This window comes from Streptomyces venezuelae (assembly GCF_008642295.1).
Lineage (GTDB): Bacteria > Actinomycetota > Actinomycetes > Streptomycetales > Streptomycetaceae > Streptomyces > Streptomyces venezuelae_C.
In genome coordinates this window covers 5243544-5266155 of the sequence record NZ_CP029190.1, presented here as the reverse complement: position 1 = coordinate 5266155, position 22612 = coordinate 5243544, and the positions used below count along the sequence as shown (strand labels likewise).

The 22612-nt window shown below is 73.5% G+C and carries 23 protein-coding genes and 1 other RNA gene; 9 read left to right on the top strand and 15 right to left on the bottom strand.

All coding sequences use genetic code 11. From position 1 onward, the window contains the following. Positions 1 to 24: 24 nt before the first annotated feature. Positions 25 to 1029 (top strand): hypothetical protein, encoded by a 1005-nt coding sequence (locus DEJ50_RS23735; RefSeq protein WP_150210131.1) that lies wholly within the window; start codon positions 25 to 27, stop codon positions 1027 to 1029. Positions 1030 to 1047: 18 nt separating this feature from the next. On the opposite strand, the gene DEJ50_RS23730 is transcribed toward DEJ50_RS23735, so the two are convergent. The 3 genes from DEJ50_RS23730 to DEJ50_RS23720 are packed head-to-tail and all read right to left on the bottom strand — an operon-like array spanning position 1048 to position 3299. Beyond that, positions 1048 to 1638 (bottom strand): GNAT family N-acetyltransferase, encoded by a 591-nt coding sequence (locus tag DEJ50_RS23730; RefSeq protein WP_150210130.1) that lies wholly within the window; start codon positions 1636 to 1638, stop codon positions 1048 to 1050. After that, on the bottom strand, positions 1635 to 2492 hold the full coding sequence (locus DEJ50_RS23725) for a PhzF family phenazine biosynthesis protein (RefSeq protein ID WP_190344663.1): 858 nt from the start codon (positions 2490 to 2492) through the stop codon (positions 1635 to 1637). Before DEJ50_RS23725 ends, DEJ50_RS23730 begins: the two co-directional genes overlap by 4 nt. A gap of 45 nt (positions 2493 to 2537) precedes the next feature. Continuing rightward, positions 2538 to 3299, bottom strand: a complete 762-nt coding sequence (locus DEJ50_RS23720; RefSeq protein ID WP_150210128.1) for an SDR family oxidoreductase — start codon at positions 3297 to 3299, stop codon at positions 2538 to 2540. Between the two features lie 108 nt (positions 3300 to 3407). Between DEJ50_RS23720 and DEJ50_RS23715 the strand changes: the two genes are divergently transcribed. Both DEJ50_RS23715 and DEJ50_RS23710 read left to right on the top strand, forming a co-directional pair. Further along, on the top strand, positions 3408 to 4724 hold the full coding sequence (locus DEJ50_RS23715) for a Bcr/CflA family multidrug efflux MFS transporter (protein WP_150210127.1): 1317 nt from the start codon (positions 3408 to 3410) through the stop codon (positions 4722 to 4724). Between the two features lie 9 nt (positions 4725 to 4733). Next, positions 4734 to 5753 (top strand): small ribosomal subunit Rsm22 family protein, encoded by a 1020-nt coding sequence (locus DEJ50_RS23710; RefSeq protein WP_150210126.1) that lies wholly within the window; start codon positions 4734 to 4736, stop codon positions 5751 to 5753. Positions 5754 to 5786: 33 nt separating this feature from the next. Here DEJ50_RS23710 and ddaH read toward each other — a convergent pair whose 3' ends face one another. Next, on the bottom strand, positions 5787 to 6602 hold the full coding sequence (gene ddaH, locus DEJ50_RS23705; protein ID WP_190344662.1) for a dimethylargininase: 816 nt from the start codon (positions 6600 to 6602) through the stop codon (positions 5787 to 5789). Positions 6603 to 6742: 140 nt separating this feature from the next. Here ddaH and DEJ50_RS23700 point away from each other — a divergent pair, with 140 nt between their 5' ends. Beyond that, positions 6743 to 7345, top strand: a complete 603-nt coding sequence (locus DEJ50_RS23700; RefSeq protein WP_150210125.1) for a TetR/AcrR family transcriptional regulator — start codon at positions 6743 to 6745, stop codon at positions 7343 to 7345. Positions 7346 to 7593: 248 nt separating this feature from the next. Then, complete coding sequence (locus DEJ50_RS23695) at positions 7594 to 8349, top strand: bifunctional DNA primase/polymerase (RefSeq protein ID WP_150210124.1); 756 nt, start codon at positions 7594 to 7596, stop codon at positions 8347 to 8349. Between the two features lie 146 nt (positions 8350 to 8495). Here DEJ50_RS23695 and yaaA read toward each other — a convergent pair whose 3' ends face one another. Beyond that, the gene (gene yaaA, locus DEJ50_RS23690) at positions 8496 to 9296 is read right to left on the bottom strand and encodes a peroxide stress protein YaaA (protein ID WP_150210123.1); all 801 of its coding nucleotides are present in this window, start codon (positions 9294 to 9296) and stop codon (positions 8496 to 8498) included. Between the two features lie 134 nt (positions 9297 to 9430). On the opposite strand from yaaA, the gene DEJ50_RS23685 reads away from it, so the two are divergent. Then, complete coding sequence (locus DEJ50_RS23685; RefSeq protein ID WP_150210122.1) at positions 9431 to 10879, top strand: RNB domain-containing ribonuclease; 1449 nt, start codon at positions 9431 to 9433, stop codon at positions 10877 to 10879. Here DEJ50_RS23685 and DEJ50_RS23680 read toward each other — a convergent pair. Both DEJ50_RS23680 and DEJ50_RS23675 read right to left on the bottom strand, forming a co-directional pair. Next, entirely contained in the window at positions 10866 to 11513 is a 648-nt protein-coding gene (locus tag DEJ50_RS23680; RefSeq protein ID WP_150210121.1) for a hypothetical protein, read from the bottom strand. The two genes, DEJ50_RS23685 and DEJ50_RS23680, sit on opposite strands and share 14 nt — an antisense overlap. Next, complete coding sequence (locus tag DEJ50_RS23675; protein WP_150210120.1) at positions 11510 to 12244, bottom strand: MerR family transcriptional regulator; 735 nt, start codon at positions 12242 to 12244, stop codon at positions 11510 to 11512. Before DEJ50_RS23675 ends, DEJ50_RS23680 begins: the two co-directional genes overlap by 4 nt. A gap of 76 nt (positions 12245 to 12320) precedes the next feature. Between DEJ50_RS23675 and rnpB the strand changes: the two genes are divergently transcribed. Next, positions 12321 to 12722, top strand: an RNA gene (gene rnpB / locus DEJ50_RS23670) — RNase P RNA component class A. 67 nt (positions 12723 to 12789) lie between these two features. On the opposite strand, the gene DEJ50_RS23665 is transcribed toward rnpB, so the two are convergent. From DEJ50_RS23665 to DEJ50_RS23655, 3 genes are read right to left on the bottom strand one after another with little or no spacing between them, the layout of a single operon-like run. Beyond that, entirely contained in the window at positions 12790 to 14250 is a 1461-nt protein-coding gene (locus tag DEJ50_RS23665; RefSeq protein ID WP_411757636.1) for a bifunctional RNase H/acid phosphatase, read from the bottom strand. Then, positions 14250 to 14993 (bottom strand): zinc ribbon domain-containing protein, encoded by a 744-nt coding sequence (locus tag DEJ50_RS23660; RefSeq protein ID WP_190345024.1) that lies wholly within the window; start codon positions 14991 to 14993, stop codon positions 14250 to 14252. The genes DEJ50_RS23665 and DEJ50_RS23660 overlap by 1 nt, the downstream gene beginning before the upstream one ends. After that, positions 14990 to 15847: a Nif3-like dinuclear metal center hexameric protein gene (locus DEJ50_RS23655; protein WP_150210119.1), complete on the bottom strand. Its 858-nt coding sequence runs from the start codon at positions 15845 to 15847 to the stop codon at positions 14990 to 14992. The genes DEJ50_RS23660 and DEJ50_RS23655 overlap by 4 nt, the downstream gene beginning before the upstream one ends. Positions 15848 to 16622: 775 nt before the next feature. On the opposite strand from DEJ50_RS23655, the gene DEJ50_RS23650 reads away from it, so the two are divergent. Continuing rightward, the gene (locus tag DEJ50_RS23650; RefSeq protein WP_150210118.1) at positions 16623 to 17735 is read left to right on the top strand and encodes a hypothetical protein; all 1113 of its coding nucleotides are present in this window, start codon (positions 16623 to 16625) and stop codon (positions 17733 to 17735) included. On the opposite strand, the gene DEJ50_RS23645 is transcribed toward DEJ50_RS23650, so the two are convergent. The 3 genes from DEJ50_RS23645 to DEJ50_RS23635 are packed head-to-tail and all read right to left on the bottom strand — an operon-like array spanning position 17732 to position 20682. Continuing rightward, positions 17732 to 18691 carry a 3-oxoacyl-ACP reductase gene (locus DEJ50_RS23645; protein ID WP_150210117.1) on the bottom strand — a complete coding sequence of 320 codons (960 nt, stop codon included), beginning with the start codon at positions 18689 to 18691 and terminating at the stop codon, positions 17732 to 17734. The genes DEJ50_RS23650 and DEJ50_RS23645 overlap by 4 nt on opposite strands. 22 nt (positions 18692 to 18713) lie before the next feature. Beyond that, a complete protein-coding gene (locus DEJ50_RS23640) occupies positions 18714 to 19790 on the bottom strand; it encodes a Zn-dependent alcohol dehydrogenase (RefSeq protein ID WP_150210116.1) in 1077 nt (358 codons plus the stop codon). 37 nt (positions 19791 to 19827) lie between these two features. After that, a complete protein-coding gene (locus tag DEJ50_RS23635; protein ID WP_150210115.1) occupies positions 19828 to 20682 on the bottom strand; it encodes a MaoC/PaaZ C-terminal domain-containing protein in 855 nt (284 codons plus the stop codon). 223 nt (positions 20683 to 20905) lie between these two features. Here DEJ50_RS23635 and DEJ50_RS23630 point away from each other — a divergent pair, with 223 nt between their 5' ends. Then, complete coding sequence (locus tag DEJ50_RS23630; protein ID WP_223838164.1) at positions 20906 to 21262, top strand: DNA-binding response regulator; 357 nt, start codon at positions 20906 to 20908, stop codon at positions 21260 to 21262. A 6-nt stretch (positions 21263 to 21268) separates the two neighbouring features. Here DEJ50_RS23630 and DEJ50_RS23625 read toward each other — a convergent pair whose 3' ends face one another. Together DEJ50_RS23625 and DEJ50_RS23620 are read right to left on the bottom strand one after the other, a co-directional pair. Beyond that, positions 21269 to 22015: a hypothetical protein gene (locus tag DEJ50_RS23625; RefSeq protein WP_150210111.1), complete on the bottom strand. Its 747-nt coding sequence runs from the start codon at positions 22013 to 22015 to the stop codon at positions 21269 to 21271. Between the two features lie 29 nt (positions 22016 to 22044). Beyond that, on the bottom strand, positions 22045 to 22581 hold the full coding sequence (locus tag DEJ50_RS23620) for a SigE family RNA polymerase sigma factor (protein WP_150210109.1): 537 nt from the start codon (positions 22579 to 22581) through the stop codon (positions 22045 to 22047). Between the last annotated feature and the right edge of the window lie 31 nt (positions 22582 to 22612).

Here is a 22612-nt window from a genome sequence, read left to right as displayed (position 1 = left end):
GGGGCGAGGGGCGGAGCGGGAGCCATGTGCAGCAGGCGGCAGCTGATGACGGCCCTGGTGACGGCAACGCTGGTGACGGCGGCGACGACGGCGACCGCCGGCTGCGCGGCGCACTCCGGGCCGGACCGCACCCCGTCACCGAGGGCCGAGGCGGAGCGGACGGCCCGACTGGCACTGGACGGCTTCCTCGCCGCGTACAACCGCGCGGAGCAGTCCTCCGACGCATCCCTGCTGGACCCGGTGGCCACCGGGCCGTACGCCGAGACGAAGAAGGCCGGCCTGCGGGCCGGCCGGGCCCTCGCCCCTGCCGGGCCCCCCGAGCCGGAGCCGCTGCGGCTGACCGACCCGCAGTTCGCGATCCCGGAACACGGCAGGTTCTTCCTGGTGCACACCGACAGCAACCGCGACGCGGGCACCGACCGGGCGGACAGCCGGGTGGTGCTGGTGTTCACCCGGGCGGACCCGGCCGACCCCTGGCGGGTCGCGTACGTCTCGGTGATCGAGCGGTCCGACCTCCCGGTGTTCCGGCTGACCCCGGCCGGCTGGGCGGAACCCGTCGCCCCGGACGCCCGTGACGTATCGGTCCCGCCCACCGAACTGAGCCGCCGCTACGCCCGCCTGCTGACCGACGGGACCCTGGACGGCTTCGCCCCGGGCAATGCCACCACCGGCCGCCGCACGGTCCGGGCTCGGGATGCCGAACAGCCCGGCCTGACGGCCCGGTTCGAGGACCGGCCGGCCGAGGACGGGGCGTACGCGGCGGTGGCCCTGCGCACGGAGAACGGCGGCGCACTGGCCTTCTTCGCCTCCCGCCACGTCGACCGGCTGACCCTCGACCCGACGGCAAAGGGCGCGGTGTCCCCGCTGACCACGGGGGTCCGCGCCCTGATGCGCGGGGAGTTCACCGACACGCTGACCCGCGAATCGGTGTCCACCCAGGCGGTGGTGGTGCCGCCGGCGAACGCACCGGGCCGGGGCGTGGTGTTCGTCGCCCAGGCCCAGGGCGTGGTGGCGGCGACGGCCTCGTAGCGGCCACGGGTGATCGGATCACCAGAGCCGGTCGACGGCCCCGGGGTAGAGACCGATCCGCGCACCCCTGAACACCCGCAGGTCCACTGCGTCTTCGGACCGCGGGGGCACTGCCGCGAGGACCACCTTGTCGAAACCGGGGTCCGCGGTGGTCAGCGGGTCCTCGGGGGTCCCGCCGACCAGCACGCTGCCGGGCAGCGGGGTGAACCCGGCCGCGGCGTAGAAGGGCACCAGCGGCCGATCGCAGCTGAACAGCACGAGATCGACCGCTCCGGCTCCGGTCAGCTCGTGGCGCGCGGCCTCGACCAGCCGCCCGCCGTACCCGCGCCCGCGCAGGCCGCTCCGGGTCACGACGGCGCTGAGCCCGGCGGCCCGGTACGTCCGGCCCGCGTGCCGGATGTCCTTGAACAGCAGCGCCAGCGAGGCGGCCACCGTCCCGTCCTCGCCGACCAGCGCCATCACCTTGGGGGCGAGCTCCGGATCGTGCCCCGGGGCGGAGCCGGGCCAGGCCTCCGCCTCCAGCTCGGCGATCTGCCGGGCGATCCCGGCGGGCAGCTCTGCCTCGGCCCAGACCCGTACGCCCGGGGGCGCCGGACGGCGGTCCGTCACCCGATCCTCGCGCCCGCGCCGCCCACCCGCACGCGCGGGTCGCCCGCGCGCAGCTCGACGGTCAGCACGCCGGGCCGCCCCATGTCCTCGCCCTGGTGGAGGGTGAGCACGGCATCGGCTCCCACCAGCCCGAGCTCCCGGGCGTACGCCCCGAACGCGGCGGCAGCCGCGCCGGTGGCGGGGTCCTCGACGACCCCGCCGACCGGGAAGGGGTCCCGTACGTGGAAGACCTCCGGGCCGGCCCGGTACACCAGCTGGACCGTGGTCAGGTCCAGCCTCTGCATCAGCGCCTCCAGCCGGGGGAAGTCGTACGCGAGGTCCGCGAGCCGGGCCCGGGTGGCGGCGGCGAGCACCAGGTGCCGGGCGCCGGCATAGGCGATCCGCGGCGGAATCGCCGGATCCAGGTCGGCGGCGGGCCAGTCCAGCGCGGCCAGCGCCTCGGCGAGATCGGCGGGGGCGATGTCGCCGATGTGCGGTTCCACGCTGGTGAGGGTGGCCCGCAGGCCGTCGCCCTCGGACACCACCGAGACCGGAACCGGCCCTGCCTGGGTCGAGAAGAGCAGCTCACCGGGGCCGATGCGCTCGCCGAGCGCCACGGCGGTGGCCACGGTGGCATGTCCGCAGAACGGGACCTCCGCCTTGGGGCTGAAGTACCGGACGGTGAAGGCCCGCCCGGCCTCCCCGCCGAGCCCTTCCGGGGGCGGGGTCAGAAAGGCGGTCTCGCTGTATCCGAGCCGGGCGGCGATGCCGAGCATGGCGGCCTCGTCGAGCCCGGAGGCGTCCAGCACGACCCCGGCCGGGTTGCCGCCGTCGGGGTCGGCGGAGAAGGCGGTGTAACTCAGTACTTCGGTCATGGTCACCACAACTCCGCCCGGGGCACCGCCCATTCCCGCACCCTGTCAGCCGCGCCCGATGTAGGGCATGGCCGTGGCCATGACCGTGGCGAACTGGACGTTCGCCTCCAGTGGGAGTTCCGCCATGTGGCGCACCGTGCGGGCCACGTCCGCCGCGTCCATCACCGGCTCCACCGCCAGCTGCCCGTTGGCCTGCAGGATGCCCGTCTGCATGCGCTCCGTCATCTCCGTCGCCGCGTTGCCGATGTCGATCTGGCCGCAGGCGATCCGGTACGGGCGTCCGTCCAGCGACAGCGACTTCGTCAGGCCCGTCATGGCGTGCTTGGTCGCCGTGTAGGCGATCGAGTTCGGCCGCGGCACGTGTGCCGAGATGGAGCCGTTGTTGATGATCCGGCCGCCCTGCGGCTCCTGCTCCTTCATCATCCGGAAGGCCGCCTGCGCGCACAGGAACGCCCCGGTCAGGTTGACGTCCACCACCTGCTTCCACTCCTCGTACCCGATGTCCTCGAGCGGGACCCCGGCCGGGCCGAACGTGCCCGCGTTGTTGAAGAGGAGGTCGAGGCGGCCGTACCGCTCCCGGGTGGCGGCGAAGAGTGCGGCCACGTCCTGCGGATCGCTGACGTCCGCCCGTACGCACAGCACCTCGGCCGAGGGTCCGGCCGCCGCAGCGGTGGCCACCAGCGGTTCGGTCCGGCGCCCGGCCACGGTCAGCGACCAGCCGGCCTCCGCGAGGGCCAGGGCGACGGAACGGCCGATACCGGAACCGGCACCGGTCACAACAGCGATCTTGTTCCCGCTTGCGTTCATGAGGCCGGAGAGTACGTCACACCGTGCGCGGGACCCGGGACGTTCCGACAGCTGAGAACATGGGTCGGCCGGTGGTGTGTAGAGACGATGAGATGACTGGAGCTGTCCATGCCCGAGAGAGGCCCCACCGAGGCATCCTCCTCAGCAGCCGTCCCCGCACCCGCCCCTTCCGCCGCCACCGCCGCGGCGCGCCGCACCGGCCTGCTCGTCACCTTCATCCTCGGCGGGCTCAGCGCCCTCCCGCCGCTGTCGATGGACATGTACCTGCCGGCCCTGCCGGAGGTCACCACCTCCCTCCGCAGCCCGGCCGCGACCATCCAGCTGACCCTCACCGCCTGCCTCGCCGGCATGGCCCTGGGGCAGCTGGTGATCGGCCCGATGAGCGACCGGTGGGGCCGCAAGCGCCCCCTGACCATCGGCATGGTCGTGTACGTGCTCGCCACCGCCGTGTGCGCGCTGGCCCCCACCGCCGAGCTGCTCATCGCCTTCCGGCTGGTCCAGGGCCTGGCCGGGGCAGCCGCGATAGTCATCGCCCGGGCCGTGGTCCGCGACCTCTACGACGGCGTGGAGATGGCCCGCTTCTTCTCCACCCTGATGCTGATATCCGGCGTGGCCCCGATCATCGCCCCGCTGATCGGCGGTCAGGTGCTCCGCTTCTCCGACTGGCGCGGGGTGTTCCTGGTCCTGACCGCCATCGGCGCGGTCCTCACCGTGGTGATGTGGCGCGGACTCGGCGAGACCCTGCCGCCCGAGCGGCGGCACACCGGCGGGGTCGGCGCGGCCCTGCGCACCATGCGCGGGCTCCTCGCCGACCGGGTGTTCGCGGGCTACACCCTGGCCGGCGGCTTCGCCTTCGCGACCCTGTTCGCGTACATCTCGGCCTCCCCCTTCGTGATCCAGGAGATCTACGGGGCCTCCCCGCAGACCTTCTCGCTGCTGTTCGGCCTGAACTCGGTCGGGCTGATCGCCGCCGGCCAGATCAACGGCAAGCTGCTGGTCGGCCGGGTCAGCCTGGACAAGGTGCTGGCCGTGGGCCTGACCGTGATCACGGTGGCCGCGGTTGCGCTGCTGCTGATGTCGACGGGGGTGTTCGGGAAGGCCGGGCTGGTGCCCGTCGCGGCCGGACTGTTCGTCCTGATGTCCGCCATGGGCGTGGTGCTGCCCAATACGAACGCCCAGGCGCTGATGCGGACCCCGCACGCGGCCGGCTCCGCCTCCGCCCTGCTCGGCACCTCCTCCTTCCTGGTGGGCGCGGTCGCCTCACCGCTGGTGGGGATCGCCGGGGAGGACACCGCGGTGCCGATGGCCGTGGTGCAGGTGGTGTGCGCACTGCTGGCGGTGGCCTGCTTCGCGGGCATGTGCCGGCCCTGGCGGCAGGCCGCGAGCGTCACCGCACCGGCCCCGGCCACCCGGCCGGCGCCGTAAACTTCGCAGGTGAACGCCTTCGCCCCGGCCCCGTCCGAACCCACCACCGCCGAGAGCCTGCGGGCCGCCCTGGCCGGTCTGCTCGACGGGCTGCCGCCCAAGCAGGCCGCCGCCGCGGTGGAGCGGCTGATCAGCAACTACCGGGGGCGCACCCCGACGGACGCCCCGGTGCTGCGGGACCGCTCGGACGTGGCGGCGTACGCGGCGTACCGGATGCCGGCCACCTTCGAGGCGGTACGGGCGGCCCTGGCCGGGCTGGCCGCCGCCGCGCCCGGCTGGGCGCCCGCCTCGCACGTGGACGTGGGCGGCGGCACGGGGGCGGCCACCTGGGCGGTGGACGCCACCTGGGAGGGGCCGCGCGAGACCGTGGTGCTGGACTGGGCGGAGCCCGCTCTGGTGCTGGGCCGGGAGCTGGCGGCGGGCGCCGGTTCCGCCGTGCTGCGCGGCGCCGAGTGGCGCAAGGCGGTCATCGGGGCGGGGCTCGCGCTGCCGGAGGCGGAGCTGGTCACCGTCTCGTACGTACTGGGCGAACTCACCGCGGCGGCCCGGCGGGCCGTGGTGGCCGAGGCGGCCCGGACCGGTCGGGCCGTGGTCGTCATCGAGCCGGGCACCCCGGAGGGATACCTGCGGATCCGGGAGGCCCGGGACGCGCTGATCGCGGCCGGGTTCTCGGTGGCGGCGCCCTGCCCGCACGACGGGACCTGCCCGATCGTGGTGGGCGAGGACTGGTGCCATTTCTCGGCCCGGGTCAGCCGGTCCTCCCTGCACCGGCAGGTGAAGGGCGGCTCGCTGGCCTACGAGGACGAGAAGTTCAGCTATGTGGCGGCGGTCCGGTTCCCGGTGACCCCGGCCACCGCCCGGATCACCCGGAAGCCGCAGATCCGCAAGGGTCTGGTCCTGCTCGACCTGTGCGGCCCGGAGTCCGAGGGCCTCGGCCGGGCCACCGTGAGCAAGCGGCACGGCGAGGCCTACCGGGCGGCGCGGGACGCCGAGTGGGGCGACGCCTGGCCGCCGTCGGCCGGGGACTGACCCCGGCCGACGGCACCGTACCGGCCCTGCGGTTCAGTCGCGGAGCTCCAGCGTGCAGCACTTCACGCTGCCGCCGCCCTTGAGGAGCTCCCCCAGGTCCAGGCCGATCGGCTCGAAGCCGCGGGCCCGCAGGGGTTCGAACAGCCCGGTCGCGGCCTGTGGGAGCAGCACGTGCCGGCCGTCCGACACCGCGTTCAGGCCCAGCACCGCCGCGTCCTGCCGGTCGACGATCAGGGCGTCCGGGAAGAGCCGTCGCAGCACCGCTTGGCTGCCCGGTGAGAAGGCCTCCGGGAAGTACATGACCTCGTCGCCGTCGAGCACGCTCAGCGCGGTGTCCAGGTGGTAGTAGCGGGGGTCGACGAGGTCCAGGCCGATCACCGGGCGGCCGAAGAACTCCTGTGCCTCGTCGTGGGAGAGCGGGCTGGACCGGAAGCCCCGGCCGGCCAGCAGCCAGCTCTCGGTGACCGCGAAGTCGCCCTCGCCCTCGTTGATGTGGGAGGGCTCGTGGACATCGGCGTCGGCATAGCCGTGGGCCCGGAACCAGTCCAGGTGCGCCTCGGCTTCGGCGGCGCGTTCGGGGAAGGCGAAGCGGGCTCCCAGCACCCGGCCGTCGACCACGGTCGCGCCGTTCGCCGCGTAGACCATGTCGGGCAGGTCCGGCCGGGGTTCGAGGATCTCGACGGTGTGGCCGAGCGAGCGGTAGCGGTCGCGGAGGTCCTCCCACTGGGTGAGTGCGAGGGGCAGGTCCACCGGTTTCGTGGGGTCCATCCACGGGTTGATGGAGTACGTGACCTGGAAGTGCACGGGTGGGCACATCAGATAGCGCCGGGGTGTGGCTTCTCTGCGCAAAGAAGGCTCCTCACGAAGATGGTGAAGAGAATCGTCTCTCCTCAGGCGGCACCACGCAGTGAACTGTTCGGGTGGTTTACCTGACGATGGGATTCCGGTACGGATGGAGACGAGACGTCTCGGCTTGATAGGCTGGGGGCATGGGCAAGATTCCTGATGCTTCACGCCGTAGCGACCGGTCCCGCCGGGCCATTCTGGACGCGGCGCTGACCCTGGTCGGCGAGGTCGGCTACAACAAGCTCACCATCGAGGCCATCGCCGCCCGCGCCGGGGTCGGCAAGCAGACGATCTACCGGTGGTGGCCCTCCAAGGCGGCGGTCCTGCTGGACGCCTCGCTCGCACTGGCCGGGGACGCGGCGGAGGAGGGCGAGTGGACCGGGTTCCCGGACACCGGGGACCTCGCGGCCGACCTCAAGTACGTGCTCCGCGCCACCGTCGACGAGTTCAACGACGAGAAGTACGAAGCGCCGGCCCGCGCCCTCACGGCCGCCGGGGCCACCGACCCCGACCTGGGCGCCCGCTTCACCGAGCAGCTGCTGGAGCCCCAGCTCGCCCTGTACGAGGAGCGGCTGCGGGTGGCCCGGGAGGCCGGGCAGCTCGCCGAGGACGCGGATCTGCGGCTGGCGGTGGAGATGCTGCTCGGACCGTTCACCTACCGCTGGCTGATGCGGACCGGCCCGCTCACGCATGCGTTCACCGACGCGCTGGTCGACCGGGTCCTGAGCGGTCTCGCACCCCGCTGACCCTCCGCAGACCCTCCGGTGAAGCCCCGGTGGAGCCGATATGGAGCCGGCATGGAGCCCCGGTGAGCAAAGTCACCGCCCCCTCCCGGCCGGAACCACCCGGCCGGGAAGTGCGGTTATGTCGTGGTTTGTGGCAGCCCTTGGCCAATCGGCCGAAGGCCCCCGGTTGAGGAGTACGGTCACCCGGGGCGCAGGATGGTGGGAGCATGTGAAGGTCTGCCGGGGCCAACGGTGAGGTGAGGGGATACATGGGGTCAGAGTCCGGCCGCTTCAAACGCGGTGAGCAGAGCAGGATTTCCCGCTGGCTGCGCCGGCGGAAACCCGCGGCCGAGGATCCCGCACGAGAGCGCGAGGCGCTGCTCCTCGCCGTGGCCGCCGCGGGCCTGCCGCTCGCCCCCGCGGCCCATCCCGCCGGATACCGGTGTTCGTGCGAACGCATCGGGTGTCCCACCCCCGCGCGGCATCCGCTGTCCTTCGCCTGGCAGACCCAGTCGACCACCGACCGTGCACAGATCGAGCGCTGGGCGCGCAATCAGCCCCAGGCCAACTTCATCACCGCGACGGGCATGCTCCACGACGTCCTGGACGTCCCGCTGGAGGCCGGCCACGACGCGCTGCAGCGACTGCTCGCCGCGGGGATCTCCGTCGGCCCGGTGGCCGAGTCCGGTGTCGGCGGTCCGGCCGGCCAGGCCCGGATGATGTTCTTCACGGCCACCCGCGGCACCCCCGAGGACGAGGACGAGTGGTGGCCGTGCGAACTGGACTGCCACCCCGAGACCATGGACGAACACCCGGGCCTGCGCTGGCACTGCCGCGGCAGCTATGTGCTGGTCCCGCCGGCCGCGCTCCCCGGTGAGCTGTCCGTCTCCTGGCTGCGCGGCATGGAGCACCCGCTCCCGGACCCGCTGACCCTGCTGGAGACCCTCACGGACGCGTGCGCCCTGTACGCGGGTTCGGCCGACCACGACCCGGCCGCCGCCATCGCCTGGCCGCTCAGCCGCTAAGCGGCTGATGCCCGCCCGCCGCGCGGGGTCCGGGGCGGAGCCCCGGGGAGCGGGGAGGGGCGGGTAGGGGAAAGCTCCGCGCAGCGGCACCCCAGCCCCGCCCCAGCCCCGCAGCCCCGCCAGGCCGGGCCGGGCCAGGCCAGGTCTCAGTGGATCTGGGTCACCACGACATCCAGCGCCCACGCCTTCCCCGGCTTCGCCGGAGCATCGGCCTCCACCACATGGCCCAGATCCCGCAGGACCGAGACCAGTTCGGCCGGGGTCGCCGGGTCCGCCCCGGCAAGCAGCAGGTCCCGTACCAGCCGGCCCTTCGTCGCCTTGTTGAAGTGGCTGACCACCGAACGCTTCTCCACCCCGTCGACCAGCTGGGCGTGCAGCACCCGCACCGTCGCCGTGCGCCCGGCCGGCTCCCCCTTCGGCTTCCAGGCCGTCGCGTACGCGGAGGACCGCAGGTCCAGGACCAGCCCGTCCCCGGCCGCTTCCGGCAGCGCCGTGGCCATCGGCGTGCGCCAGTGGGCGCCGAGCGCGCCCAGCCCCGGCAGCTTCACGCCCATCGAGCAGCGGTAGGACGGGATCCGGTCGGTGATCCGCACCGCGCCCCACAGGCCGGAGAAGACCAGCAGCGACTCCTCCGCCCGCGCCCGGGCCGCCGGGGTCAGGTCCGCGAGGCCGAGGGCGTCGTAGAGCACGCCGGTGTAGATCTCCCCGGCCGGGCGGGCCGCCGCGGACCGGAGCGAGGCGTTCTTCGCGACCTCGCCGCGCAGTCCCTCGCTGAGGCCGAGCACCTCGCGCGCCTTGGACTCGTCCGCCGCACACAGCTCGACGAGCTCGTCCAGGACGGCCGCCCGCGCCTCCGCCAGCCCCGGCAGCGAGAGCCCTTCGGGCTTCAGGGGTGCGCCGGAGCCGCCGGCGGCCTTTCCTTCGGACGGCGGCAGCAGCACGAGCACGGTGGTTCTCCTTCTTCGCGTACGAGCGCGGGGGTGCGGCCCCGACCTGCCAGCGTAGGCCCTCCCGGGCGTACCCCTTCCCGGCCGGCCCCGCTCACCGCGCCCCCTCGGGGCCACCGGCCTACGCTCGGAACATGCCCCGTCACCCCATGCACCTGTCCGGCGCGGCCGAGGCCGCCCTGCGCACGGCCCTGAAGCAACTCCGGACGGAGCTCGAGGTCCCCACGGCCTTCCCCGTGCATGTGCTCGCAGCGGCCGATGCCGCCGTGGCCGCGCCCCGGCTGCCCGACGAGGACGCCACCCACCTGCCGTTCTTCACGATCGACCCGCCGGAGTCCAGGGACCTCGACCAGGCCATGTACCTGGAGCGGCGGTCCGGCGGCGGCTTCCGCGTCCACTACGCCATCGCCGATGTCGCCGCCTTCGTCACGCCCGGCGGTGCGCTGGACGCCGAGGCCCACGCGCGCGTGGAGACGCTGTACTTCCCCGACGGCAAGGTGCCCCTGCACCCGCCGGTGATCTCCGAGGGCGCCGCCAGCCTGCTGCCGGACCGAGTCGTCCCGGCCCTGGTGTGGCAGCACGACCTCGACGCCGAGGGCGAGGTGACCCAGTCCTCCGTGCGCCGGGCCCTGGTGCGCAGCCGGGCCAAACTCGACTACGCGTACGTCCAGCAGGCCATCACCGCGGGGACCGCCGAGGAGTCCGTCGCCCTGCTGCGCGAGATCGGCACACTGCGCGAGGCCGTCGAGGTCAAGCGCGGCGGCATCTCGCTGACCCTGCCGGACCAGGAGGTGACCCTCGAGGACGGTTCGTTCCGGCTGAGCTACCGGGCACCGCTGCCCGTGGAGGGCTGGAACGAACAGCTCTCCCTCATGACCGGGATGGCCGCGGCCAGGATCATGCTGGACAGCGGTGCCGGGATCCTGCGGACCCAGAAGACGGCCAAGCCCGACGTGGTCGCGCGGGTGCGCGCGATCGCCCAGAGCCTGGGCATCGACTGGCCGCACCACGTCTCGTACGCCGAGCTGGTCCGCTCCCTCGATCCGGACGACCAGAAGCACGCCGCCTTCCTCAGCGAGGCCACCGCCATGCTGCTCAAGGCCGAGTACACCGCCTTCCGGGACCACCGCATCCCCGAGCACACCGTCCACGCGGCGATCGCCGCCCCCTACGCGCACTGCACCGCTCCGCTACGGCGTCTGATCGACCGGTACACCGGTGAGCTGTGCGTGGCCTCCTGCGCCGCCCAGCCCCCGCCGGACTGGGTGCTGACGGCCCTGTACGGGCTGCCGTGCGAGATGGCGCGGGGGAAGGGGGGCCTCGCGGACCGGCGCGCCGTGGATCTGGCGGAAGCCGCGGTGCTGATGAACCGGGTGGGCGAGGTCTTCGGCGCCACGGTCATCAACACCGACAAGGAGTTCGGCAAGCCGCGCGAGGGCCAGCTGCACGTGACGGACCCCGCCGTGCTGGGCAAGGTGACCTCGGCTCAGGATCTCGTGCTCGGCGCGAGCGTCCGGGCCATCCTCAAGCGGGCGGACCCCGCGCACCCGGGCGAGGGCAAGGTCCTCTTCACCCTCCCGTAGCGGCCTCCCGGCCGGCCCGCACCGCCGCAACCAGCGCGGCCGGGTCGTCGGCGTGGAAGCGCAGCCCGGTGGCCTCGCCACGGGCCCCGAGCGGCCGGATGAAGGGCAGCGGCCGGGTCAGCTCCACGGCCACGGTGGTCTGGCTGCCCACGATCAGGTCCAGTACGCCGTCCTCGCCGAGCTGCACCAGCCGGCCCTCGGGGTAGCGCCGTACGACCCGGACCGAGGCGATCGCGTCGGCGGGCACCCGCAGGTCGAACAGGGCGCCGTAGCGGATCCGCAACGAGCCGTCGGGGGACACGACGTGCGGCCGGACCACGCAGGCCGCGTGCATGGCCAGCAGCAGGAGCACGCCGTACACGTCGATCACCAGCAGGATCCGGTGCACGGTGGGCCAGGGGATCAGCACGGACAGGGCGACCGTCTCCACCACCGACACGAAGACGAACCCGTACATCATCGCCGTCTGCGGCGAGGTGTAGGCGGCGGCCAGATCGCCCTCGCGGAGCCCGTGCGGACGCCGGGCGATCCACCGGACCAGCGAGGCCGCCGCCCTCAGTTCGTGCACCAGCAGCCGTCGCACCTGCACCGGCACCACGCCCCGGACCGCCGCCCGTATCCCGCTCGTCCTCATCCCCGTCCCCTTTCCATGAACGCCTCCATCACCCTGCGGACCACCTCGGCCTGGGCGGGTTCGTACTCGGCCAGCAGGGCCTCCTTGAAGCCCGGGGCCACCGTGCCGCCGTCGGCCGGGATGGCCGCGAACACCTCGTCCGGTACGGCCGCCACCAGGTCCCGGGCCAGGGCCGGGATGCGCGGGTCGTCGGCGGGTGCACCGTGCAGTTCGTCCAGCCGCTCGTACAGGGCCAGCACTCCGGGGTCCTCGGTCAGCGGGCCGAGGAGCGAGTAGAGCGCCTCGCCGCCGCCCGCCGCGTCCAGCAGTTCCAGGTGCTCCCGGTCCTTGCGGGCCGTCGCCGAGCCGGTCTCCGGCGCCCGGGCGAACAGCGCGGCCAGGGCCGGCGAGACGGGTTCCGCCTCGCCGGGCGGCGCGGCGAGCAGGACCGCGAGCCGCCGCCGGCGCTCGTGGATCTCCGCCTCCTGCCGGGCCAGGTCCGCGTCCAGTTCGTCCAGTACGTCGGCCAGCTCGCGGCCGGCGTCGTCGGCGAGGACGTCCCGGACCTCGTCCAGGCTGAGCCCGAGTTCGGTCAGCCGCCGGACCCGGGCCAGCAGCACGGCGTCCCGGACCGTATAGGCCCGGTATCCGTTGGCGCGGCGCTCCGGCTCCGGGAGCAGTCCGACGTGGTGGTAGTGCCGGATCGCCCGGGTGGTGACCCCGACGAGCGCGGCAATCTCTCCGATCCGCATGGGCCCAGTAGAAACGTTGCCGTTGCGTCAAGGTCAAGCGGCGCCGCCGTGCCGGGTAGCATGGTCGTTCGCAGAACAACGCCGGCGGACGGCCGCGTCAGGGTTTCGGCCCTGCCGAGGAACGTCCGGGCTCCACAGGGCAGGGTGGTGGGTAACGCCCACCCGGGGTGACCCGCGGGACAGTGCCACAGAAAACAGACCGCCGGGGGCCTCAGGGCCTTCGGTAAGGGTGAAACGGTGGTGTAAGAGACCACCAGCGCCTGGGGTGACCCAGGCGGCTAGGTAAACCCCACTCGGAGCAAGGTCAAGAGGGGTCCTCCTCGGAGGGCCCTGCGCGGACGATCGAGGGCTGCCCGCCCGAGTCCGCGGGTAGACCGCACGAGGCCGGTGGCAACACCGGTCCTAGATGGATGGCCGTCTCCCCGGCGACCGCGAGGTCACCGGGTGACAGAACCCGGCGTACAGCCGGCGTTGTTCTGCGCTGGACATGGCTCGGGCCCCGCACACGATGTGTGCGGGGCCCGAGCCGTTCTCCCGTTGTCCCGCTATCGCAGGTGGGAGGTGTCGTTCAGCAGGCGCAGCGAGGCGTTGCCGTCGGCGTAGTAGGCCACTGCGGACAGGGAGGCCGCGGCCAGCTCCATCCGGAACAGGGATTCCGGCGGGGCGCCGAGGGCCAGCCGGACCAGGGTCTTGACCGGGGTGACATGGCTGACCAGCAGGACCGTACGGCCCGCATGGGCGGCCAGCAGCCGGTCGCGGGCGGCCGAGACCCGGCGGGTGACCTGGCTGAAGCTCTCGCCGCCGCCGGTCGGGGCGGCCTTCGGGGAGTCGAGCCAGGCCTGGAGGTCCGCCGGGTAGCGGTCCTTGACCTCGGCGAAGGTCAGGCCCTCCCAGGCCCCGAAGTCGGTCTCGCGCAGCCCGTTCTCGACCGTGACCGGCAGGCCGAGCCGGTCGGCGACCGCCTGGGCGGTCTCCCGGCAGCGGCGCAGCGGGGAGGTGACGACGGCCTGGATGGTGCCGCGGGCGGCCAGGGCCGTGGCGACGGCCTCGGCCTGGCGGCGGCCGGCCGGGGACAGCTCGGGGTCGGTGCCGCCACTGCCGGAGAACCGCTTCTCCGGGGTGAGCGCGGTCTCGCCGTGCCGGAGCAGCACAAAGGTGGCGGGCGTCCCGAGATCGGGCGCAGCCCAGCCGACGCCGGGCGTGGTGCCCGCCGCGAGGGCTTCGGGCCCGGTCGAGGGCCCGGGCACCTGTGCCCCGGCCGCCCGGGCCGCATCCCGATCCCGGTCCGCTTCCGCGGCCGTGACCTGGCCGGCGGCGGCCAGCGGGTCGCCCTGCCCGAACAACGCCTCGTCCGCTTCGGCCGCGCGCGCGGCCGTGACCAGGCCGGCCGGCGCGGCCGGAGCCACAGCGGCCCCCGCACGGCCGGAGCCGGCGGAACCACGGGCACCGCCGGAGGCGTTGGCGCCGGCCAGCGCCGCGCGGGCCGCCGCCGCGCCGGCGGCCTGGTCACCGGGCGGGCCGGACGGCGGCGGGGTGGCCAGCGCACGGGCCGCGCCACGGTCCAGGGCCGCCGCCGAGTCGGACGGCGACCACTGCCTGCCGCGCTTGCCCGCGTCCATCGCCTCGTTGGCGAGCCGGTCCGCGTGCTTGTTCATCTCCCGCGGGATCCACTCGTACGTCACCTGGGACGCCGGGAGGATCCGCGCGGCCTCGGCCGCGAGCGGCTTCATGTCCGGGTGCTTGATCTTCCAGCGGCCGGACATCTGCTCCACGACGAGCTTGGAGTCCATCCGGACCCGGACCCGGGCGTCCAGGGACAGTTCCCGGGCCGCCTTGAGTCCGGCGATCAGGCCCTTGTACTCGGCCACGTTGTTCGTCGCGACGCCGATGAACTCGGCCCGTTCGGCGAGGGTTTCACCGGACACCGGGTCCAGGACCACCGCGCCGTAGCCGGCCGGGCCCGGGTTGCCCCGGGACCCGCCGTCCGCCTCGACCACCAGCTGCATCAGATGCCCGAGTCGGCCGTACGGACCAGGATGCGACCGCAGTTCTCGTGCCGGACGACCTTGTCGCGGGCCGCAGCCTTGACCTCGTTGATCTCGGAGAGGTCCAGCTCCAGCTGGCAGCCCAGGCAGCGCTTCTGGTACAGCTTCGCGGCGCCCACACCGCCCTGCTTCGCGCGGATCTTCTCGTACAGGGCGATCAGGTCGGCGGGGATGGCGCCGACGACGATCTCCCGGTCCTTGGTCACCGAAGCGGTCTCGGCGTCGAGTTCGGCGGTGGCCGCGTCCCGGCGGGCCGTCGCGTCGTCGGTCTTGGCCTGCAGGGCGGAGACCCGTTCGGTGAGTTCGGCGACCCGCTCCTGCGCGGACTCGCGGCGCTCCATGACCTCCAGGACCACGTCCTCCAGGTCGCCCTGGCGCTTGGCAAGGGAGACCACCTCGCGCTGGAGGTTCTCCAGGTCCTTCGGCGAGGTGACCGCGCCGGAGTCCAGGCGCTGCTGGTCGCGGGCCGCCCGCTGGCGGACCTGGTCGACGTCCTGCTCCGCCTTGGTCTGCTCGCGGGCGGTGTCGCTCTCCTCGGTCTGCGCGGCGACGAGCAGGTCGCGCTGCGCCGTGAGGTCCTTGGTGAGGGAGTCTAGCTCGGCGTGCTCGGGCAGCGACTTGCGCTTGTGGGCGAGCTGCGACAGCCGGGTGTCCAGGGCCTGGACGTCGAGAAGTCGGATCTGGTCGGCGGGCTCGGCGTTCAGTTGGGGGCTCCAGGGATAGAGGGTGAGATGACGGACGGCGTGTGGGCCGTCCAGGGGTCGGTGACCGTGCGCGAGACATGGGTCCGCAGACCCCAGCCGTGGCGCTCGGAGATCGCGTCGAGCTGGGCGGCGGCCTGTTCGCACCAGGGCCACTCGGTGGCCCAGTGGGCGGCGTCGACGAGGGCGAGCGGGCTCTGCTCGCGGGCCTCGGACACCGGGTGGTGGCGCAGGTCGGCGGTGAGGAAGGCGTCCACGCCGGCGGCGCGCGCCTGCTCGAAGAGGCTGTCGCCGGAGCCTCCGCTGACGGCGACGGTACGGATCAGGGCGTCCGGGTCGCCGGCGGCCCGGATGCCCTGCGCGGTCGGCGGCAGCCAGGCGGCGGCCCGGGCGGCGAACTCGCGGAGGGTCTCGGGGTGGTCCAGCTCGCAGATCCGGCCGAGGCCACGGCGGCCCGTCGGGTCGGCCGGGTCGGGGACCAGGGGGCCGGTGACGCGCAGGTCGAGGGCGCCGGCCAGGGCGTCGGAGACGCCGGGGTCGGCGGTGTCGGCGTTGGTGTGGGCCACGTGCAGCGCGATGTCGTTCTTGATCAGCGTGTGCACGACCCGGCCCTTGAAGGTGCCGGCCGCGACCGTGGTGGTGCCGCGCAGATAGAGGGGGTGGTGGGTGACGAGGAGGTCGGCGCCCAGCTTCACCGCCTCGTCGGCGATCTCCTGGACCGGGTCCACGGCGAACAGGACGCGGGAAACCTCGGCGTCGGGGTCACCGCAGACGGTTCCGACGGCGTCCCACTGCTCGGCCCGGGCGGGGGGCCAGAGGGCATCGAGCGCGGAGATGACTTCAGAGAGACGGGGCACGGGCCAAGGCTACCGTCCACCACACCCAAGCCGCCGCGGAGCAGCACCTTTGACGCGATGCCCTGGCCGACGGCGGGGCACGGGCCGGCCCTGGCCGGCTCGAACCGGGCGGACGGCAGGCCGCGCCCGGAGCCGAACACAGCCGGCCCGGGCCGGCCGGCTCGGCGGCGGCACCGGGCCCCGGCGCACCCGTGCCGCCGCGGAACAGCCGCCCAACGCGACGGCCACGACCGGCCGCGGGTCGGCCGGCAGGCCGGGCACAGGCCGCAATCGCCGACCGGCTCGGCGGCGGTACCGGTGAGCGGCAGGCCGCGGGCGCCCCGGCGTCCGTGCCGGCCCTGGCCGGCCGGCAGGCCGGAAACAGCCCGGGCCGGGCGGCTCGGCGGCGGTACCGGGGCCGACGGGCCACGGGCCCGGAGCCCGGGCCACCGCCGAGCAGGTGCTCGACGCCACGGCCACGACCGGCGGCAGGGCGGCGGGACCGGCGGCGGCAGACCCCGGGCCCCGGAGCCCGGGCCACCGCGGGTGCCGGCCCCGGCCGGCTGGCCGGGCGCTAGCCCGAGCCGACTCGGGCCGGGCGGCTCGGGACGGTGCCGGGGGCGGCGGGCCGCGGGGCCCCGGCCGCCGGGCCGCCGGGCCGCCGGAGGCATGGCACAGGGGGCTCACCCCTCACAGCAGAATCGCCGGGTCGCCACCCGTATGTGTGAAGCGGGAGTGCTCGTGTTGTTCGGCTGGAAGTGCGAAAACTAGCTTCCTCACCGGAGGTGACGCACAGATGACTGCCTGTGCTGTGACTACTGCTGTGGAGACCGGGCCGGCACCGTTCACGATCGCCGCGGACGGGTCGTACGCCGCCCGGCTCGCCGGGGACGCCGACGCCCGCTACCCGGAACGCTGGACCCTCGACGGGCCCGAGCCCTATGCCGTACCGCTCCCGCTGGAGCAGCCCGAGGAGGCGGACAGCGAGGTGCTGCCGCTCGCCGACGGGCGGGTGCTGATCCACCGGCGGGTGGCCGACCGGCACGCCTTCGCCCTGCTCTACCCCACCGGCCCGCGGACCGGCGAACTCCCGCTCGGCTCGGTCCCGGCCGGCGAAGGCCTCCACGTGTCCCTGCTGCCGCCGTCGCCCGACGGCCGCAGCGCCTACGCCCTGGCCGTGGCCGCAGGGGCCGAGACCGTGGTGTGGCGGGTGGCGGGCGGCGGCCCCGGCGGCCCGGAGCGGGTCGCCCGGATCCCGGGCCGCTGCACGGGCGGGGTCTGGCTGGACCGTACGGGCCGGCTGCTGGCCCTGGACCGGGCCCAGGGCGGCCGTACCAAGGCCATCGCGGTGGACCTGGGCCGGGCCGGCGAGATCTCGCCCCTGCTCCAGATCGCCGAGGCCAGCAACGACCGGCTGCTGCTGGCCGACCCGGACAGCGGCCTGCTGCTGATCCGCTCGGACGCCCCGGGTGAACAGCGGCTCGGCTGGGGGGTCCTGGGCAGCTCCCGCCCGGTCCGCTTCCCGGACTGCCTGCGGGCCGAGGGCGCCACGGCGGTGCCGTTCGCCGTGCAGCCGGGGCAGGCGCTGATGCCGGAGAGCTGCGCGGTCGCGCTACGGCTCCCCGGCACCGGCGGCACCGGCCCCGGCGAGGCGCTGGCCCTGTGGCGCCCCGCCGACCGGCACGTCTTCCGGCTGGGCGGCCCGCCCGGCTGGCTGGGCGGCGCCGGGCTGTGGACCCACGAGGGCCGCCTGAGGCTCCCGTACGCGACCCCCGACGTGCCCTGCGGCATCATCGGCCTGACCATTCCCCAGGCCCCGCCACCCCCGGTCCGGCTGGCCTCCGGACCACGCCCGGCAGCCACCCGCCCGGTCCCCCTGCAACAGGCGCCCCTCGCCGCCAGCCGCTAGCCGTGTTTGAGGGCCAGGACCTCCGCCGCCGCGAACGTTTCGCCCGCGGGCCGGGACTCGTAGTGCGGGGTGAGCACCTCGTCCAGCTCCTCGAAGGAGAACGCCTCCTTCGAGGTGTCGAACTTGGCCGCCACCCGGGGGCGTTCCATGACCACCACGATCCCGCCGTGCACGACGAACAGCTGCCCGTTGGCCTTGGCCGAGGCCGGGGACGCCAGGTAGCCGACCAGCGGGGCCACGTGCTCGGGGGCCAGCGGGTCGAGCTTGCCCTCCTCCGGCACCTGGAAGCCGGCGAACACGTCCTCCGTCATCCGGGTGCGGGCCCGCGGGCAGATCGCGTTGGCCGTGACCCCGTACTTCGCCAGCGCGAGCGCCGTCGAGGTGGTGAGGCCCACGATGCCGCCCTTGGCCGCCGCATAGTTCGGCTGGCCGGCGGACCCGCCCAGGAAGGCCTCCGAGGAGGTGTTGACGATCCGGCCGTAGACCGGGCCACCCACCGCCTTGGAGCGCTCCCGCCAGTGCACGGACGCAAAGTGCGTGGTGTTGAAATGCCCCTTGAGGTGGACCCGGATCACCGAGTCCCATTCCTCCTCGGACATCGAGAAGACCATCCGGTCCCGCAGGATGCCCGCGTTGTTGACGAGGATGTCGAGCTTGCCGAAGCTGCTCACCGCCAGCTCGATCAGCTCGCGGGCCTGGTCGAAGTCGGCCACGTCACCGAGGTGCGCCACCGCCTTGCCGCCCGCAGCGCGGATCTCCGCGGCGACCTCCTCGGCCGGTGCGGCCGAGGCCTCCCCGGAGCCGTCCCGCCCGGGCTGTCCGAAGTCGTTGACGACCACGCTCGCGCCGAGCCGGGCGAGCTCGACCGCCTCGGCCCGGCCGAGCCCGCGGCCGGCGCCGGTGACGACGGCGGAGAGTCCTTCGAGTGGCAGAGCTGGCAGTGCTGACAGTGCCATGAAGCCGGGTCCTCTCTCGGAGTCAGAGTTCGATGCAGGTGCGCAGGGCCACGCCGGTCCGCATCTGGTCCAGGGCGTCGTTGATCTCGGCGAGCTGCACCCGGTGGGTGATCAGCCCGGCCAGGTCGATACGGCCGGCCCGCCAGAGCGCGATGGTCCGCTCGTAGGACCGCAGCACGTCCCCGCCGCCGTACATGGAGGGCAGGATCCGCTTCTCGTCGAAGAACAGCGAGAACATGTTGATCTGGAAGTTGTCGTCCAGCGCGCCCGCGCCGACCACGCACACCGTGCCACCGCGCCGGGTCATCTGGTACGCGGTCTGGGCCGTGGCGGACTTGCCGACCACCTCGAAGACGCAGTCGAAGCCCTCGCCGGCGGTGATCCGGTTCTTGGCGTCGCCGAAGGCCTCCGGGGCGACCGCCTCGGTGGCGCCGAACCGCAGGGCCGCCTCGCGCCGGGACGCCACCGGGTCCACCGCGATGATCTGGGCGGCACCCTGCACCTTGGCCCCCTGGATGACGGAGATCCCGACCCCGCCGCAGCCGATGACGGCGACCGAGGAACCGGCCTCCACCTTGGCCGTGTTGATGGCTGCACCGAGTCCGGTGGTGACCCCGCAGCCGATCAGCGCGGCGATGTCGAAGGGCACGTCGTCCGGGATCGGTATCGCGCACCCGGCCGGGACCACCACCTCCTCGGCGAAGGTGCCGGTGCCGGCGAAGCCGAAGATGTCCCCGCCGGACCGCCGGAAGTTGGGGGTGGCCACATTGCCGAAGCTCTCCAGGCACAGGTGGCCCTGGTTGCGCTTGCAGGCCGGACAGTGCCCGCAGGGCGGCAGCCAGCACACCAGGACCCGGTCGCCCTCCTTGTGCGTGGTCACCCCGTCGCCCACGTCGGTGATCACCCCGGAGCCCTCGTGGCCCGGGATGAAGGGGGCCGGCTGCGGCAGCACGCCGTTCATCGCGGAGAGGTCGGAGTGGCACAACCCGGTCGCCTTGATCCGGATCTTCACCTTGCCGGGGCCGAAGCCCACGGTCTCCATGTCGTCGACGACTTCGAGCTTGTCCTGGCCGATCTCGCTCTGCAGTGCTGCGCGCACGGTGCGGCTCCTTCTGTCGGTCTGTCGTGCGTGGTCCTTACGCGTGTTCGACGACGGTGTCCGCGAGGACCGGCGCCTCGTCCCGTTCGACCGCGGTCACCGACACCTGGACCCGGCCGGGCTCCTGCCACATCCGGATCCGCAACGTCTCGCCCGGGAACACGATCCCGGCGAAGCGGGTGCGGTAGGCCTTGACCCGGGACACGTCCCCGTCCAGGACGGTGTCCACCACGGCCTTGAGGGTCATGCCGTACGAGCACAGGCCGTGCAGGATCGGCTGGTCGAAGCCGGCCAGCTTGGCGAACTCGGGGTCGGCGTGCAGCGGGTTCCAATCCCCGGAGAGCCGGTACAGCAACGCCTGCTCCTCCCGGATCCGGCGGTCCTCCACCCGGTCGGGCTCCCGCTCCGGCACCTCCAGCCGCTCCGAGGGCCCGCGCTCCCCGCCGAAGCCGCCCTCCCCGCGTACGAAGATCTGCGCGTCGGAGGTCCACAACGGGCCCTCCTCGTCGGCGACCTCGGAACGCAGCACGATGACGGCGGCCTTGCCCTTGTCGTAGACGGCCGCGACCTTCGAGCGGGAGGTGGCGCTGCCCTTGACGGGGATCGGCCGGTGCAGCTCGATGGAGTGCCCGCCGTGCAGCACCGCGGCGAGGTTGACCTCGATGCCCGGTGCGCCCAGGCCGCCGAGCATGGCCATCCCGGCGCCGGCCACGGTCGCGAAGCTGGGGAGTACGTGGAGCTTGGATTCGAGCGTGTAGCGCAGCTCGTCGGGGTCGGTGGCGGGGATGCCCGCGCCGAGTCCGAGGTGGTAGAGCTGGATGTCCTTGTGGTCCCACCCGATGTCACTCAGTCGAGGTTCGGCGGCGAGGGCCCTGGCGGCATCGATCGGCATGAGGATGCTGCTCCTTGTTCCTTTGGGAAGACCTCGGTGCGACCGTCCGCACCGTCGGCCGCACCGAGGTCGTATGCGGACCGGTTCAGGCGTTCTAGAACGCGTTCTATCTGTTCCGGTGAGGGAATGTATAACGCACGCCCCGGAACTTGTGAAGACTCCTGACGTTACGTCAGATCAAGCGTCGGGAACCCTCCTGACCTACCCTGAGCGGGTGGACGAAATGCCCCGGGACCCCCGCCCCGCCAAGTCCCTGCGGGTCCTGCTGATCCCGCCCGACCCGGCCCTCGCCGTACTGCTCGGCCTCCAGCCGGACATCGAGGTGGTCCCCTCGCTGCTCCAGCGCCCGCAGGTCGCGCTGGTCGATTCGGTCGCCGCGGTCGGGGCCCTGGCCGCGGAGGACCCGGAGTGCCGGCCCCTGGTGGTGACGGGCTCGGCCCACCCGGGCCTGGCGGAGGCGGCCCTGGCCGCCGGCGCGGCGGGCCTGGTCCTCCGGGACGGCCCCGTGGAGGACCTGGCCCAAGCCCTCCGCGCCGCCGCGACGGGTGAAACCGTCATCGACCCCGCGCTGGAGCTCTGAGCCTTATCAGGTCACGTCCATCCGGGTGCGCTTTCCGCTTGCGTCATACACGTCCACGAAGTCGGGCTTTACCCATGCCTTCGCTCCCGCTATGAACCAGAGGCGATCGCTCTTGGGAACGCTCTGCAGCCTCGGCTCGCTCGTGGAGCCGTCCTCCCACGTGATCACCACGCGCCGGAACTCCGGCCTGACCTGGCCTACGGCCAGGGTGCGGAAGCGCTCCATCGCATCGCCGGGGCGATCCAGGTCCACCCTGTGAGAACTGAACAGCACCCCCGTCTGATCGGCTTCCAACCCCGATGGTCTGAAATGAAACATTGCCGGCTCCCGGAGCGGCGGCCCGTCGAAGTCGATGAAGGACCATGGCCACGGTCCCTCCTTCGGCACCTCCCAATCGGGTGGCAGGCTGGCTGGACGCGGCATGATCCTCGTCGGGAAGCGCTGCACAGTGATCTTGGCGTGGAAGAGCACGCCGTCGGCCTCGACACTGCCCAGGTCCGCGGTAACGGAGTCGTCTTCCGGCGGCTGGGGCACCGCCACCTCGGCGGGCCGGTCCTCCCGGGCCAGCGACACCGCCACCCCGCCCAGCGGAACGAGAACCGCCAGCGCCAAGGCACCCGACAGCAGGGCCCGCCGGACCCGCCGGCGACGGCCGCCCCGCATCAGGGCGTCCAGCGGGACGGCTCCCACGACGACTTCGTCGGCGGCGCGTGCCAGGCGCTCCGTCATCCGGTCCTGCTCCTGCGTGTCCATCGCCGTCATCCCGTGCTCGTCTCCCCCGCTCATCGGCCGACCACCGCCACCAACGCGGGTATGGCCCGCAGTTTGGCGATCCCTTTGGCCGCGTTGCTCTTCACCGCGCCCACGGAACACCCCATCGCCGCGGCGGCCTGGGTCTCGCTCAGGTCCTCCCAGTACCGCAGCACCACCGCCTGCCGCTGCCTGAGCGGCAATGCCGCCAAGCCGCGCATCAGTGCCGCACGGTCATCCGCCTGGGCGATCCGGTCGCCGCTCTCCGGCCGGTCGGCAAGGGTGACCGACGGTTCGTCCACACCTGGTGGCGCCAGGTCCTCTCTGAGCCGTCGGCGGAATTTCCTGGCATGCGTATTGGCCAGCACCCGCCGCACGTACGCATCGGCGTCGTCCGCCTGGCTGACCTTCCGCCAGGACGCGTACACCTTCTCCATCGACGATTGCAGCAGGTCCTCAGCTGCGTGCTGCTCGCCCGTCAGCAGGTACGCCGTCCGCATCAGCCTCGGCCACCTGCTCGTCACAAAGCCCTGGAATTCCTCGTCCAGCGCTTGCTTCCGTCCCCCCATGGACTCCACCTCCTACCTTTCAGAGTCCATG

Excerpts from the sequence above, each read along its gene's own strand:
- DEJ50_RS23720 (WP_150210128.1), bottom strand. The coding sequence starts at position 3,299 with ATGAACGCAAGCGGGAACAAGATCGCTGTTGTGACCGGTGCCGGTTCC.
- DEJ50_RS23715 (WP_150210127.1), top strand. The coding sequence starts at position 3,408 with ATGCCCGAGAGAGGCCCCACCGAGGCATCCTCCTCAGCAGCCGTCCCC.
- DEJ50_RS23635 (WP_150210115.1), bottom strand. The coding sequence starts at position 20,682 with ATGCCGATCGATGCCGCCAGGGCCCTCGCCGCCGAACCTCGACTGAGT.
- DEJ50_RS23625 (WP_150210111.1), bottom strand. The coding sequence starts at position 22,015 with ATGGACACGCAGGAGCAGGACCGGATGACGGAGCGCCTGGCACGCGCC.
- DEJ50_RS23680 (WP_150210121.1), bottom strand. The coding sequence starts at position 11,513 with ATGAGGACGAGCGGGATACGGGCGGCGGTCCGGGGCGTGGTGCCGGTG.
- DEJ50_RS23675 (WP_150210120.1), bottom strand. The coding sequence starts at position 12,244 with ATGCGGATCGGAGAGATTGCCGCGCTCGTCGGGGTCACCACCCGGGCG.
- DEJ50_RS23735 (WP_150210131.1), top strand. The coding sequence starts at position 25 with ATGTGCAGCAGGCGGCAGCTGATGACGGCCCTGGTGACGGCAACGCTG.
- DEJ50_RS23620 (WP_150210109.1), bottom strand. The coding sequence starts at position 22,581 with ATGGGGGGACGGAAGCAAGCGCTGGACGAGGAATTCCAGGGCTTTGTG.
- DEJ50_RS23650 (WP_150210118.1), top strand. The coding sequence starts at position 16,623 with ATGACTGCCTGTGCTGTGACTACTGCTGTGGAGACCGGGCCGGCACCG.
- DEJ50_RS23725 (WP_190344663.1), bottom strand. The coding sequence starts at position 2,492 with ATGACCGAAGTACTGAGTTACACCGCCTTCTCCGCCGACCCCGACGGC.
- DEJ50_RS23695 (WP_150210124.1), top strand. The coding sequence starts at position 7,594 with ATGGGGTCAGAGTCCGGCCGCTTCAAACGCGGTGAGCAGAGCAGGATT.
- DEJ50_RS23685 (WP_150210122.1), top strand. The coding sequence starts at position 9,431 with ATGCCCCGTCACCCCATGCACCTGTCCGGCGCGGCCGAGGCCGCCCTG.
- DEJ50_RS23645 (WP_150210117.1), bottom strand. The coding sequence starts at position 18,691 with ATGGCACTGTCAGCACTGCCAGCTCTGCCACTCGAAGGACTCTCCGCC.
- DEJ50_RS23665 (WP_411757636.1), bottom strand. The coding sequence starts at position 14,250 with ATGCAGCTGGTGGTCGAGGCGGACGGCGGGTCCCGGGGCAACCCGGGC.
- DEJ50_RS23700 (WP_150210125.1), top strand. The coding sequence starts at position 6,743 with ATGGGCAAGATTCCTGATGCTTCACGCCGTAGCGACCGGTCCCGCCGG.
- DEJ50_RS23630 (WP_223838164.1), top strand. The coding sequence starts at position 20,906 with ATGCCCCGGGACCCCCGCCCCGCCAAGTCCCTGCGGGTCCTGCTGATC.